General features: G+C 59.1%; 12 protein-coding genes. 6 read left to right on the top strand and 6 right to left on the bottom strand.

The window, feature by feature from the left end:
* Positions 1 to 141: 141 nt before the first annotated feature.
* Entirely contained in the window at positions 142 to 1,638 is a 1,497-nt protein-coding gene (locus N5C91_RS31405; protein WP_279834381.1) for a PLP-dependent aminotransferase family protein, read from the bottom strand.
* 230 nt (positions 1,639 to 1,868) lie between these two features.
* Here N5C91_RS31405 and N5C91_RS31400 point away from each other — a divergent pair, with 230 nt between their 5' ends.
* A complete protein-coding gene (locus tag N5C91_RS31400; protein ID WP_279834380.1) occupies positions 1,869 to 2,318 on the top strand; it encodes a carboxymuconolactone decarboxylase family protein in 450 nt (149 codons plus the stop codon).
* A gap of 237 nt (positions 2,319 to 2,555) precedes the next feature.
* Here the strand turns inward: N5C91_RS31400 and N5C91_RS31395 are convergent, their stop codons facing one another.
* Positions 2,556 to 2,927, bottom strand: a complete 372-nt coding sequence (locus tag N5C91_RS31395; RefSeq protein WP_279834378.1) for a DUF6306 domain-containing protein — start codon at positions 2,925 to 2,927, stop codon at positions 2,556 to 2,558.
* A 369-nt stretch (positions 2,928 to 3,296) separates the two neighbouring features.
* Here N5C91_RS31395 and ccoN point away from each other — a divergent pair, with 369 nt between their 5' ends.
* The 4 genes from ccoN to N5C91_RS31375 all read left to right on the top strand — a co-directional run bounded on the left by ccoN (position 3,297) and on the right by N5C91_RS31375 (position 7,145).
* Positions 3,297 to 4,742: a cytochrome-c oxidase, cbb3-type subunit I gene (gene ccoN / locus N5C91_RS31390; protein WP_279834377.1), complete on the top strand. Its 1,446-nt coding sequence runs from the start codon at positions 3,297 to 3,299 to the stop codon at positions 4,740 to 4,742.
* A 10-nt stretch (positions 4,743 to 4,752) separates the two neighbouring features.
* Positions 4,753 to 4,959: a hypothetical protein gene (locus N5C91_RS31385; RefSeq protein ID WP_043157857.1), complete on the top strand. Its 207-nt coding sequence runs from the start codon at positions 4,753 to 4,755 to the stop codon at positions 4,957 to 4,959.
* Positions 4,960 to 5,095: 136 nt separating this feature from the next.
* The gene (locus N5C91_RS31380; protein ID WP_279834374.1) at positions 5,096 to 6,229 is read left to right on the top strand and encodes a CBS domain-containing protein; all 1,134 of its coding nucleotides are present in this window, start codon (positions 5,096 to 5,098) and stop codon (positions 6,227 to 6,229) included.
* A 55-nt stretch (positions 6,230 to 6,284) separates the two neighbouring features.
* Positions 6,285 to 7,145: a LysR family transcriptional regulator gene (locus N5C91_RS31375; protein ID WP_279834373.1), complete on the top strand. Its 861-nt coding sequence runs from the start codon at positions 6,285 to 6,287 to the stop codon at positions 7,143 to 7,145.
* A 213-nt stretch (positions 7,146 to 7,358) separates the two neighbouring features.
* On the opposite strand, the gene N5C91_RS31370 is transcribed toward N5C91_RS31375, so the two are convergent.
* The 3 genes from N5C91_RS31370 to N5C91_RS31360 all read right to left on the bottom strand — a co-directional run bounded on the left by N5C91_RS31370 (position 7,359) and on the right by N5C91_RS31360 (position 9,594).
* A complete protein-coding gene (locus N5C91_RS31370) occupies positions 7,359 to 7,820 on the bottom strand; it encodes a MarR family winged helix-turn-helix transcriptional regulator (protein ID WP_017516873.1) in 462 nt (153 codons plus the stop codon).
* Between the two features lie 104 nt (positions 7,821 to 7,924).
* The gene (locus N5C91_RS31365) at positions 7,925 to 8,911 is read right to left on the bottom strand and encodes an aldo/keto reductase (protein ID WP_236225450.1); all 987 of its coding nucleotides are present in this window, start codon (positions 8,909 to 8,911) and stop codon (positions 7,925 to 7,927) included.
* Between the two features lie 152 nt (positions 8,912 to 9,063).
* Entirely contained in the window at positions 9,064 to 9,594 is a 531-nt protein-coding gene (locus N5C91_RS31360) for a PaaI family thioesterase (RefSeq protein ID WP_037005964.1), read from the bottom strand.
* 132 nt (positions 9,595 to 9,726) lie between these two features.
* Here N5C91_RS31360 and N5C91_RS31355 point away from each other — a divergent pair, with 132 nt between their 5' ends.
* Complete coding sequence (locus N5C91_RS31355) at positions 9,727 to 11,064, top strand: multidrug effflux MFS transporter (protein WP_279834368.1); 1,338 nt, start codon at positions 9,727 to 9,729, stop codon at positions 11,062 to 11,064.
* 325 nt (positions 11,065 to 11,389) lie between these two features.
* On the opposite strand, the gene N5C91_RS31350 is transcribed toward N5C91_RS31355, so the two are convergent.
* Positions 11,390 to 12,289, bottom strand: a complete 900-nt coding sequence (locus N5C91_RS31350) for a LysR substrate-binding domain-containing protein (RefSeq protein ID WP_017516869.1) — start codon at positions 12,287 to 12,289, stop codon at positions 11,390 to 11,392.
* Between the last annotated feature and the right edge of the window lie 69 nt (positions 12,290 to 12,358).

Genomic DNA, 12,358 nt, shown 5'->3' with positions numbered 1-12,358 from the left:
GCCGGTAGCTGCCTCAACTCACAGGCAGAAGTGGGCCCCTAGAAGTTATCAGGTGTGCAAGTGCTCTCGCCTAACACGATGCAGAGCAAACGCAATCATGAAAGGACTCCCAGTTCGCCCCGCCAGAGCAAGAACATTCAATCAGATCAATGCCTTTCTGACCGCCAAAGCTGCATCAAATATGGATCGCTCCTCATAAGCTGCGAATCCCAGCAGGAAACCAGGCGAGCTCGCTGCCTTGTAGAACCGCGCAAGCGGTAATACATCAACGTTGACCTCTTCGATTCGCCGGCACGCCTCAGCTTCGTCTCCGACCAGTAACGAACAGGGGGTGTCTAGTCCGGCACGAATCTCCGGTACCTCGATCAATCCCTGCCAGTGCTGTGACGCTGCGCAATTGAGCGCTTCAGCACGCAACGAGTAGAGCTTGCGCATGCGCCTGACGTGCCGATCGAAGTGTCCTTGATTGAAAAATGCCGCCAGCACAGCCTGACTAAGGCTATTTGGATGTCGCGAGGTCAGCGCTACCGCTCGGGTAAAGACGTCCACCAGATGTTGCGGTAGCACCAAATAGGCCAGCCGAACAGACGGAAATAGCAGTTTGCTGAATGTACCCGCGAGGATCACCAGATCATCAGCGCCGGCCATAGCGCGCAAGGCAGGAATGGGCTTGGCAATGAATCGGTACTCGCTGTCATAGTCATCTTCGATGATATAGGCCCCAGATGCGCGCGCCCAATGTAGCAGTTCAAGCCTTCTAGGGGGAGATAGTTCGTGGCCGCAGGGCATGTGCCGCGAGGGCGTCACATAAGCCAGTGCTGCCTCGGGAGCGGCCTGGATACCATCCTGGACACGCATACCCTGTTGATCCACAGGTACGTCCACCACCTCACAGCCTGCGAGCGCCATAAGCTGGCGAACTCCCGGATAGCCTGGATCCTCCATCCAAACGCGAGCCCGAGGAGGTGCCAAGAGGCGTAGGCATAGATCGATTCCCTGTTGCACGCTACTGAGTACCACGATGTTGTCCGCCGAAACCTGGACGCCTCGAGCGGAGCCCACATGCTCGGCAATGGCGAGGCGCAAGCTTGGCAACCCGGCGGGCTCATAATCGAGGAGTGTCTCAACTTTGGAACTTCGCATCTGCTGGATATGCAGCTTGCGCCAGAGATCAATCGGGAATGATTGAACGTCGCAGCGCATAGGGAAAAAAGGGCGCAGACCAGGAGCGACCCTGCGCTTGGCAAAAGCGGATGTGATGGACTTCAATCGTTCTCCCCAGTCCGTGACCGGGGGCATTCGTCGCGCCGGGATTTTTACTCCAGCACTCTGCTGTGAGGAAGTAATTCGCAGTTTTGCGTCCGGAAGCTCCATGCAAACCCGGGTGCCGCTGCCAGGTCGGCTAACCACATATCCCTCAGACAAAAGCTGCTGATACGCTGCCTGCACCGTTCCGCGTGCCACGCACAGGTGTGAGGCCAGTGTCCGGCTTCCCGGCAGTTTGCTGCCTGCAGGCAAACGTCCGACAAGCATCGCGTTGCGCAGCTCCAAATACAGCCACTCTTGAAGATTGACGCCTTCAGGAGGTCTTTCCGTCGGTAACGCCATTAGTCCAGACAGGAGCAGATTCGGTGGCATGAGCACCTCTAAAGTGGATCAATACATTAGTCTTGTAGCGGATCATTACCATAGCCCGCTTCTCGACCAAAATTGACTCCAAGCTCTTGTTTTCGCCCCATGCAGGTAGCGCCCTTTGGGCTGGTCACCCCATACACAAACCGGCTTTCTGGAATTCGTCGGGGTTATTGATGCAATCGACCACGCATGTGGCTCTCTCGTCACCGTCGCACAGCAAGGAAAAGAAATTCATGAGTCGCCTCAACTGGTTTCAATCTTCCCCTGGTGCTGCCAAAGCCCTCGGAGTACTTCATCATTTCGTAACTACTGCGACAGATCTGCCAATGTCACTGATCCATCTGGTGTTCCTTAGGGTGTCTCAAATCAATGGCTGCGCTCACTGTATCGATCTGCACTCACGTGATCTGATCAAAGAAGGTATGTCAGTAGATAAGCTGCTGTTGGTACCGGTGTGGCATGAAGCACAATATCTGTTCTCGGATCAGGAGCGCGCGGCACTAGCCTGGGCAGAAGAAGTCACGCGAGTTAGCGAGACACACGTATCAGATGAAGCCTACGCGGCCGCATCGGCAGTGTTTGCGGAGAAGGATCTGGTAGACCTGACAGCTGCCATTGCAGCGATGAACGCTTTCAACCGCATGGGCATTAGCTTCCGATTGCGGCCTGCGGCAAAAGCTTAATGGCTTAGACCTTGAGCACGCTAGGAGCGATACCTCAGGCGAGGTGATTGCCCCATTGTCTGAGGTCAGCATTGGGTCGGAAACTGCCGCTAAATAGGGCAGCAATTGGTCATGGTTGCAACTAAGCGAACTACACCCTGGAAATGCATATCGCATAAAGGCAGGTCATGCCCAGCATTGGTAGTTTTCGTTGCGAGCCGACGAAAAAGGACATCGTGGATAACCTCAGCGCTAAATTCACCGATGTAACTGCAGCACAGCTTCCAGCTCCTCGCGCAGCCAGGACTCTTTGATCTCCGGTAGGCGTAGGATTATCTGCCGGGCGATCCAGTGCTGGCCGCGGCCAATGAAGTCGAAGCGCAGCTCTAGGTCCTCGATGGCCATGGCGCTGGCGTGGAAATCGCCAACGCCGTTGTCGGGCGTCGCACCCAGGCGCTCCAGGCAGCGGCGCAGACGACGGCAGCTCTCTGCCTCGCCTTCGTGCAGACGCTCCAGGCGCAGGCGCACTACGGGTTCTTTGGTCTGCCGCAGGCTGTCGAGCATGACCCGCGCGCCAGCGCGCTCGGCGCGCATCAGGGTCTGCAGCCAGGGAATAAGGTCGTCGGACATGAAGGTCCCCCGGTAATGGCGAAGGCGCATCCTAGACCATCGTGCGCAGTCGATTTAAATGAATTGAATTGCACTGATGCTGCAATTTCCCGAATACATCCAGCTTGCGCCGTACCTCCTCATTTCCGCTGCGCCGCTCGTAGGCCTTGATCCTGGACAAGGCATGGTAGAGCGGCCACATGGCAGCGGCTCGACCTTAATTCAAAATAAATGCACTTACGCAGCATTATTATTCGTTTGTTGCATCCATTGCGTCTGTTCAGACTGTTTGGGCTCCCTGTGGCGAATTGCCTCCTAAATGCCTAATTCGTCTTACCGTATTCGTACGGGCAGGGAGCCGTCAGTCAACCGGAGTACGACGGAATCAAGATGGACAGCGCGATACCCTTCGATCAGCACACCCCCCACGACGCCGAATACAACTACGACATTGTTCGCCGCTTCACTCTCACCACCCTGGGCTGGGGCATCCTCGGGATGTTCATGGGCGTGTTCATCGCCGCCCAGCTGGTGTGGCCGCAGCTAAGCCTGGAGATGCCGTGGACCAGCTTCGGGCGCATCCGGCCGATCCATACCAACCTGGTGATCTTCGCCTTCGGCGGCAGTGCGCTGTTCGCCACCTCCTTCTACGTGGTGCAACGCACCTGCCGGGTGCGGATCATCTCCGACTCCCTGGCCAACCTACTGTTCTGGGGCTGGCAGGCGAGCCTGGTGGCAATGCTGGTGAGCTACCCGCTGGGCATCACCACGTCAAAGGAATATGCCGAGATGGAGTGGCCCATCGCCCTCTGGGTCACGGTGCTCTGGCTGGTGTACGCCTACCTGTTCTTCGGCACCATCGCCCGCCGCAAGGTGCGCCACATCTACGTGGGCAACTGGTTCTACGGCGCCTTCATCGTGGTCACTGGGATGGTCCACGTGGTCAATCACCTGGCGATTCCGGTGACGCTGCTCAAGTCCTATCCGATCTACTCGGGCGCCACCGACGCGATGATCCAGTGGTGGTATGGCCACAGCGTGGTGGGCTTCATCCTCTCGGTGGGCTTCCTCGGCATGATGTACTACTACGTGCCCAAGCAGGCCGAGCGGCCGATCTATTCCTATCGCCTGTCCATCGTGCATTTCTGGGCGATCATCACGCTGTACATCTGGGCCGGCCCGCACCATTTGCACTACACCGCGCTGCCCGACTGGGCCCAGTCCCTGGGCATGGTGATGTCCCTGATCCTACTGGCGCCGAGCTGGGGCGGCATGATCAACGGCATGATGACCCTCTCCGGCGCCTGGCATAAGCTGCGCACCGACCCGATCCTGCGCTTCCTGGTGGTGTCGCTCGCCTTCTACGGCATGTCCACCTTCGAAGGGCCGATGATGGCGATCAAGACAGTGAACTCGCTGTCGCACTACACCGACTGGACCATCGGCCACGTGCATGCCGGCGCCCTGGGCTGGGTAGCGATGATCTCCATTGGCGCGCTCTACCACATGATTCCCAAGCTCTACGGACGCGAGCAGATGCATAGCGTCGGGCTGATCAACGCCCACTTCTGGCTGGCTACCATCGGCACTGTGCTATACATCGCCTCCATGTGGGTCAACGGCATCACCCAGGGCCTCATGTGGCGCGCCATCAATGCCGACGGCACGCTGACCTATTCCTTCGTCGAGGCGCTCGCGGCCAGCCATCCCGGCTACATCGTGCGGCTGATCGGCGGTTCCACCTTCGCCAGCGGCATGATGCTGATGGCCTGGAACACCTGGGCCACGGTGCGCGCCGGCAAGCCGGTAACGAGCCTCGAAGCGGCCAGAGCCTGAGGAGAATCAGATGCTGCTGAGCCTCATCGGCTTGATCGCCTGCGCCGTTGCCTGCTGGCGAGCCTGCCGCCGGGACGCTGACGAACAGGCGGCGCTGCTGCCCTTCGCCGACGATCCTGAAGCCGCGCGGCGTATGAGCGCGGCCACCGGGCGGCACTGCGAACGGATCGTCCAGCCGCTGCCGGAACCGCCACCGCCCTACCGAATGCGCGCCTGATTTCCCCGCGTCTTTGACTTCCAGCGCTGTTGCTTTCCAGCCCCAGGGAGGGGGCCTCCCCGAGTGCCGATTGCGGCACCTTGCAGGGCTCTTTCCCTGGAGCCCGTTTTTTTCAGTCTCTGTCCCGGACCTTCCGATGCCTGTTCTCACCGGCTGGCGGCACCGCGCCGCCGCGTACCTGCCCGACATCCCCCATACCCGTCCACGCGAATGGTTGCGCGCCTCTACCGGGGCCAGCCTGGGCTTCCTGCTCAGCGCCGCCACCTGCGGCCTGCTGTTCGGCTCCTCGGTGGCGCTGCACTTCGCCGGTCCCTGGGCCGCCTCGGCAGTGCTGCTGTTCGCGGTTTCTTCCGGCGCCCTAGCCCAGCCCTGGTCGGTGATCGGCAGCTACCTGTGCGCATCGCTGGTGGCACTGCTGATCGGCTTCTGGCTACCCGCCGGCATCGCCAGCGCGGCCCTCGCCCTGGGCCTGAGCCTACTGCTGATGTACCCGCTGCGCTGCCTGCATCCGCCGGGCGGCGCGCTGGCCTTCTGCATGGTATTCGCCGCGCCCCTGCCCGGCGAGCCGGCCTGGATGGCAACGCTGCCGGCCATCAGCGGCGGCCTCTGCCTGGTGCTGCTGGCCCTGCTGTTCAACAACCTGACGCGCATACCCTACCCTCGCCGCCGCAGCCTCGCGCCGGACAACCACCAGACGCAGGACCCGACCCCCGGCGCGCGGGTCGGCATCCAGGCCGCCGACCTCGACCGGGCGCTGGACGAGCTGGACGGCTTCGTCGACATCACCCGTGACGATCTGGAACGCATCGTTCGCAGCACCGAGCGCCACGCCCTGCGCCGCAGCATGGGCGACACCCGCGCGCGGGAGGTGATGTCGCGCGACCTGATCTGCGCCTCGCCGGAAACGCCGCTCAGTCACGCCCTGCGCCTGTTGGTGAAGCACCACCTGAAGGCCCTGCCGATCCTCGACGAAGATCGCCGGCTGGTTGGCATCGTCAGCCTGATCGACCTGCTGGTGCCCCGGAGCGTCTGGTGGAAACGCCTGCTTGGCGGCATCGGCCTGCGCCGCGGCCGCCTGCTGGGCGAGGTGATGACCAGCCCGGCGCTGCACGTGGACGCCGATACTCATGCGGTGGAGCTGATCCCGCTGCTTTCCGATCACGGCCTGCACTGCCTGCCGGTGCTGGAGCGCGGCGAGCTGGTGGGCGTGATCACCCAGACCGACCTGATCGCTGCCCTCGAACGCGACCTGCTCAGCCACCTGGGCTGACCTGGGAAACACCGGGACGCTAAACTGCCTGCCTGATTCACGCAGAAGCTTCCGAATGGACATCGACCTCACCCGTACCTTCCTGGAAATCGTCCGCCACGGCAGCTTCGTCGCCGCTGCCGAGCGCATGCACATCACCCAGACCGCCGTCACCGCACGGGTGCAGAAGCTGGAGGCGCATCTCAACTGCACGCTGTTCGTGCGCAACCGCGCCGGCGCGCGCCTGACCCCGCACGGCGAGGCGTTCGTCACCTACGCCAACCAGATCCTGCAGACCTGGGAGTCGGCCCAGCGCGATCTGCCGCTGCCCGAGGGCATTCATAACGTGTTGCACATCGGTGGCGAGGTGAGCCTGTGCAACCCGCTGATGCTGCGCTGGGTCAGCCGCATCCGCCAGGTGATCGGCGACCACGCGGTGCGCGCCGAGATAGGCAACGGCCCCAGCCTGCTGCGCCAGCTGGAGCTGGGCGTGCTGGACGCCGCCCTGGTCTACCAGCCGACCTACTGGCCGGGCATGCAGGTGGAACAGTTGCTGGAGGAGAAACTGATCTTGGTCCGCGCGAAGAACCCCGAGCCCTATGTCTATATCGACTGGGGCGACGGTTTCCGCCAACAGCACGACAGCGCGCTGCCGGAGCTGGCCAAGGCGCCGGTATCGTTCAACCTCGGCCCGCTGGCGTTGCAGTACATCTTGGAGAACGGCGGCTCGGGCTACTTCCGCACGCGGGTGGTGCAGAGCTACCTGGACCGCAAGGTGCTGCGCCGGGTGCCCAAGGCGCCGGAGTTCAGCTACCCGACTTATCTCGTCTACTCGCGCGACCGCGATTCGCAAGCGCTGCAGCAGGCCTTCGCACTGCTGCGCGAAGTAGTGGCGCAGGACCCGGATTGGTCGCAACGCTGGGATCCGATGATCTGATGCTACCAGCCGCCACAAGAGCGAGCGCTACCTTCTCCCCCTCCAGAAGGCGGCTATCGGCCAGAAGCAGCAGCTCGGATGTGTCTACGAAACTAGGAGCGATTCACGCCCTGGTGCCTGCGTGTCTCGTACAAATTGCATACGCATAGCAATACCTCACTCATAAAGTGATAAAGGCAATAATACGAAGCCAAATGTAAAGTTAAGGATTACTCAGAGACTTTGCTCACTCGCATTATCAATCCCGTCATCCAGGCATTGAATACCGGCGTCCAAGATGTCGTGCAAGGTCGCGACGGTCTCTAATCCGAGTTTGTCATTGAGGGCATCTTGAGCTTGCTTCCAAGCCCTCTGGCCTTCGGCCTGCTTAGCTCGGCCTGCCTCAGTGGCTACCACAACGCGACTCCGGGCGTCCCTTCCCGGCTGAATTTCAATCCACCCATGCGCCACTAATGGCTGAGTGTTGCGGGTCAACGTCGACGCATCCATTTGCATCCGCTTAGCGAGATCACCTGGGCGGATTGGGCCAAGCCTTACGATATAGGACAGCAATGCGTACTGGGTATTCTTCAAACCGGTCGCAGCGACGTAGCCATCGTAATGCCGAGTCACCATTCGCGTCAGTTGCCTGAGCTTCAGGTTGGTACAGCCTTGAGGCTTGCGGATGTTTTCCATGAGACAGACTTGCACCTACAACAGTTGTATATGCAACCTTATCCCAAAGCGCCTTAGCCAACAAGCAACATCCGGCTGACAAGCCCCTCGGGACACCTGAAAGCTTACTTCCCACCCCACACAACCGGCGTTCTCGCTGGAGCGGCTGGATTCAAACTGCTCACGACATCCAAGCGATCAATCTGCTCCGGAGTCATGTGCAAGTTCAGGGCAGCAAGGTTATCGACAAGGTGAGACAGCGACCGTGGCCCAATGATTGGTACTGAGCCGTGAGTACCTGCCCAGGCGAGTGCAACCTGGCCTGGAGTGGTGCCCAGCTCCTCGGCGATCTTGATAACGGTGTCCAGCACGTCAGTTCTCTGAGTCGAGTTTTCAGGCTGGAACACTTTCCCGCCAAGCGCTTCCGCACGCCCCGCTTCGCCTTTACGGTATTTTCCGGTCAGTAACCCTCCGCCCAGAGGCGACCACGTCACCATGCCCAGATTAAAGGCTTGAGATGCAGGGAAAATATCGGCCTCGGGCTCGCGTCGTACTAGGCTGTGCTCGAACTGAACCGCAGCAATCGGCAGGGAGCGGGTCAGCTCAGCAATCGTCACAGCCCTCGAGAGCTGCCATGCAGAGAAATTCGACAACCCGGCGTACAGAATCTTGCCGGCCCGGGCGAGATCATCGAGGCCACGCAGGATTTCATCCAGAGACGTCACACCGTCCGGGTGATGCACCCAATACATGTCGATTCGATCCGTCCCCAGGCGCTTGAGGCTTGCTTCGACCGACGCAACCATGGCCTTACGGCTATTGCCCGTGACTAGGCGGTTAGCATTGGGGTTAGCACCGTTTGTGTACTTTGTGGCCAACACAAAGTCTTCGCGGCGACCTTTCAGCAGCTCGCCTACAAGCTCTTCTGACTGGCCAAACTGATAGCTGTCAGCAGTATCAATGAAATTGCCGCCCGCCTCTGCATAAGCGTTAAAGAGGCTCTTGCTGACTTCTGGATCAGCTCCATGCCCCCAGCCCGTGCCGAAATTACCGGTTCCAAGGGATACCTGGGATACCCGCAACCCAGTATTTCCAAACGCAACGTACTTCATATTCAAACTCCGACTCCAGAACTGACTATATCCAGTGCCTCAGAGCAGTTAGCTTTGAGGCAGTTAAGCTCCGCTCAAAGCAAAGCTCCAAGCAGTTGAGGTTCTTCCTTTAACTACACACGTGAAAGCGGGTGAACTCAGCCCGCCGAAACTCAGGCGCGATAATCGAATATCAAACACGTGGTAGTAGCGTGCGCATAAAGCTTGCCGTCTGGGCCAATAATGCGGCCCTCCGCTATGGCGACCTGTCGCCCTACCTGGATGACCTTCCCTTCTGCACGCACCACCGCGACATCAGCAGTCAGGGCCCGCACCATGTTCACCTTGAGCTCCAAGGTCGTGTAAGCCTTCCCTGCAGGTAGCGTGGTGTGGATCGCACACCCAACCGCTGAATCGAGGATCGTTGCGTACCAGCCGCCATGAACCGTTCCCATGGGGTTGTAGTGCCGCACCTGCGGGCGGCCCTGAAAAATAGCCTCACCTGGGCTCATCTGTATCGGTATGAAGCTGAGGGTGTCTCCCATCGGTGGCTGTGGGAGCTCACCATCGAAAATCGCGTTGAACATCTCCATACCAGAACGACTGGAGACCTCTTCGGCGGATGCCACGCCAGGAGATCTGAGGCGAGCTCGAACCCTCTCCTCCTCAGCAAGCCAGCGAACACTCTCGTCGAATCCTCCCATCAGCTCCCCCCTAAGCAAACAATTGCATATACAAATGTTGTAGATACAATAATTCAGTGTGAGCGCCTCAGCAAGCCCCTGTTTGGCCCGAGCCGCTCCAGCCAAGAAACGAGCAGAGCTGCTCGTGCCGCCATGAATCGCGGCATTCGTAACTGCATGAACACCTCGCTGATGGACAGCCCTGAAGCTTTTCAAGGCTGCCTTCATGACGAGGTACAGGATTCATTTGCTAGAGATGAACAGCGCATGAGCGACGACCAAATGCCGCAGGTAGCTGCTATCCGAACCGATAGCTCGAACCCTGCTTCGAACATCACGACGCTGCACACAGGTGCTGTGCTCCTTCTCGCAGCACTGGCAGCTATGGGGGCACTGGCAACGAACATCATCCTGCCCGCATTCCCTTCAATGGCACGCGACCTGGGAGCCTCAATCAGCCAGCTGAGTGGAACGCTGAGTAGCTTTTTCCTAGTGTTCGGACTGGGACAGTTGGTAGTGGGCCCGCTATCGGATCGCTTTGGCCGGCAACGCCTGGTGCTGTCCGGCTTGGCCATTTTCATGCTCGGAAGTGTCGTGTGCGCATTGGCAGATTCTCTACCCGCACTCATTGCAGGGCGGAGCATTCAGGCGTTGGGCGTGTGCGCTACAGCAGTGTTATCACGTGCCATTGCTCGTGACTTGTATGACGGTGAAGAGCTGGCACGAGCCTTATCCCTAACCATGGTCGCTATGGCAGCTGCTCCAAGATTCTCCCCATTGATCGGCGGCATTTTGAGTGACGCGATAGGGTGGAGAGCTTTGTTCATCATCATCGCGATGGTGGCGTTGGCACTAGCGCTGATTTACAGAATGCGCCTGGGTGAGACACATTCACCGGACAGGCGCTCGCCGCTGTCGGTAGAGGCGGTCTCTCGAAGCTATGCCGCGCTGATCCGCGACCGCAGGCTGATGTCCCCAGGCCTGTCTGTTAGCTTGGTGATAGGCGCGCTCTACGCATTCTTTTCCATGGCACCTGCGATCCTACTCACTGGCTTCAAGTTGTCGTCGCTGCAGTTCGGGCTTTTCTTCGCAATGACAGTCGTGCTCGTGTTCACCGCCGGCCTGATAGCACCACGCGTGGCCAATCGCTGGAGGCAAATGACAGCGGCACGCATCGGCCTGGTGGTCGCCCTGGCCGGCAGCCTGGTTCTGCTGTGGGGCCCAACCGACTTCAAATTCTTCTGTATCGCACCGAGCATTTTCCTCTTGGGTATGGGTCTATTTAACCCACTCGGCACCGCTATCGCGCTGCATCCATACGGCAAGCAGGCCGGTGCTGCTTCAGCGTTGCTGAGCTTCATGCAGATGGGGTGTGCTGCCTTGGCCATCACCAGCGGCACCCTGCTCGCCCTGCCCCCGTATACGATGCTTGGGGTCGTGCTCGTGGGCGCGATGGCTACTGCGTTCGTGTGCTTCTTGACTGCCGAATAACGACCAAGGCAGAACGGCTGAACAAGTCGCACCGGGACTAAACTGCAGCCACAAAAAAGGGGAGCTTTCGCTCCCCTTTGTGTTTCACCGAGTCCTAAGGAAGGGTGCAATCCGCTTCCGACTTAAGCTGACGCCACCCTGAGGGCACCTGGCCGCTCCACTTACTTCATCTGGACAACAACCTTGCCTTTCGCTCGCCCCTGCGCCAGATAAGCTAGCGACGGCATTATGCGGTTGAGCAACTTGATCAGGGATAGTCGATGAAGAATGCCAGGCTAATACACCACGGCGAGAGCGCCGCCAACGCTTGCGAGCCCACCAGGGATCACGCGAGCAGACGCTCCTCTTCGGCCCGCTTGATCAACCACTGTTTGAGGATGGCTGCTGCCGGACGCAACTGTGTGCCCCGCAGGTGCACCAGGAAATAACCCTTACTGACTGGTAGGGTCAGCTCAAAAGGCTCTATGAGGGAACCGTCTTGAACCTCTAGCTGGGTAAGAATTGAGCTACTCAAAACTACCCCTTGGCCGTGACGGGCAGTCTCTATAGCCAATATGGATTGATCGAAGTGCTGGCTTGGAATTGCAGAAATTTGGGCTTTAGACAATCGAGTGTGCATTTCCAACCACTGAGGCCAATGAGGCAGTAAGGTGGTTTGAAGGAGTGTAACTCGCACCAGATCCTCGGGGTTGTTCAGTGAATGCTTCCGAGCATAAGCAGGTGCGCAGTAAAGTCGAGCCTCGTCAGCGTAAAGCAGTGTCGAGTCTAAGCTGGGGTCATTGCCGTCAAAATAGCGGATAGCAAGATCAACTCGATCACGCTCAAAGTCTATCAAGGTTGTCGATGCACTCAGGTGCAACGAGATATCCGGTCTGAAGCTGAGAAAGTCTCCCATTCGTGAGGCGAACCATTTTGCGGCTAGGGTTGGTGGCATGGACAACCACACCTCGTTTGCCTGATCCATACGCAACTCATCACTGGCCCTCTGAATTCGCATCAGCGAAGCCTGGATATCTTCCCAATAGCGGATAGCCGCAATTGTTGGCTGTATTTGCCTTACTGAACGCACGAACAATGCAGTGCCCAACCATGCCTCGAGCTTCTGAATCTGCTGCCCTATGGCGCCAGGGGTGACATGAAGCTCTCGTGCCGCCTCACTGAAGCTGTTGTGTCTCATGGAGGCGTCGAATGCCACGAGCGCTTTGAAGGGAGGGAACCGATTCATAGTGAAGTTTTTCTATATCATGGCCTTCAGAAAGTCGATTGTCTCACCCCAGGAAGCTGTTTTAAATAG

This window comes from Pseudomonas sp. GD03903 (assembly GCF_029840045.1).
Taxonomy (GTDB): Bacteria; Pseudomonadota; Gammaproteobacteria; order Pseudomonadales; family Pseudomonadaceae; genus Pseudomonas; species Pseudomonas pseudonitroreducens.
The sequence above is the reverse complement of the archived record's forward strand: the minus strand, read 5'-3'. Positions and strand labels throughout refer to the sequence as shown.

What these genes read in the sequence shown, in the direction of transcription:
- N5C91_RS31380 (WP_279834374.1), top strand. Translation starts at nt 5,096, where the DNA reads ATGCCTGTTCTCACCGGCTGGCGGCACCGCGCCGCCGCGTACCTGCCC.
- N5C91_RS31400 (WP_279834380.1), top strand. Translation starts at nt 1,869, where the DNA reads ATGAGTCGCCTCAACTGGTTTCAATCTTCCCCTGGTGCTGCCAAAGCC.
- N5C91_RS31365 (WP_236225450.1), bottom strand. Translation starts at nt 8,911, where the DNA reads ATGAAGTACGTTGCGTTTGGAAATACTGGGTTGCGGGTATCCCAGGTA.
- N5C91_RS31360 (WP_037005964.1), bottom strand. Translation starts at nt 9,594, where the DNA reads ATGGGAGGATTCGACGAGAGTGTTCGCTGGCTTGCTGAGGAGGAGAGG.
- N5C91_RS31350 (WP_017516869.1), bottom strand. Translation starts at nt 12,289, where the DNA reads ATGAATCGGTTCCCTCCCTTCAAAGCGCTCGTGGCATTCGACGCCTCC.
- N5C91_RS31385 (WP_043157857.1), top strand. Translation starts at nt 4,753, where the DNA reads ATGCTGCTGAGCCTCATCGGCTTGATCGCCTGCGCCGTTGCCTGCTGG.
- N5C91_RS31405 (WP_279834381.1), bottom strand. Translation starts at nt 1,638, where the DNA reads ATGCCACCGAATCTGCTCCTGTCTGGACTAATGGCGTTACCGACGGAA.
- N5C91_RS31355 (WP_279834368.1), top strand. Translation starts at nt 9,727, where the DNA reads ATGAATCGCGGCATTCGTAACTGCATGAACACCTCGCTGATGGACAGC.
- N5C91_RS31395 (WP_279834378.1), bottom strand. Translation starts at nt 2,927, where the DNA reads ATGTCCGACGACCTTATTCCCTGGCTGCAGACCCTGATGCGCGCCGAG.
- N5C91_RS31375 (WP_279834373.1), top strand. Translation starts at nt 6,285, where the DNA reads ATGGACATCGACCTCACCCGTACCTTCCTGGAAATCGTCCGCCACGGC.
- ccoN (WP_279834377.1), top strand. Translation starts at nt 3,297, where the DNA reads ATGGACAGCGCGATACCCTTCGATCAGCACACCCCCCACGACGCCGAA.
- N5C91_RS31370 (WP_017516873.1), bottom strand. Translation starts at nt 7,820, where the DNA reads ATGGAAAACATCCGCAAGCCTCAAGGCTGTACCAACCTGAAGCTCAGG.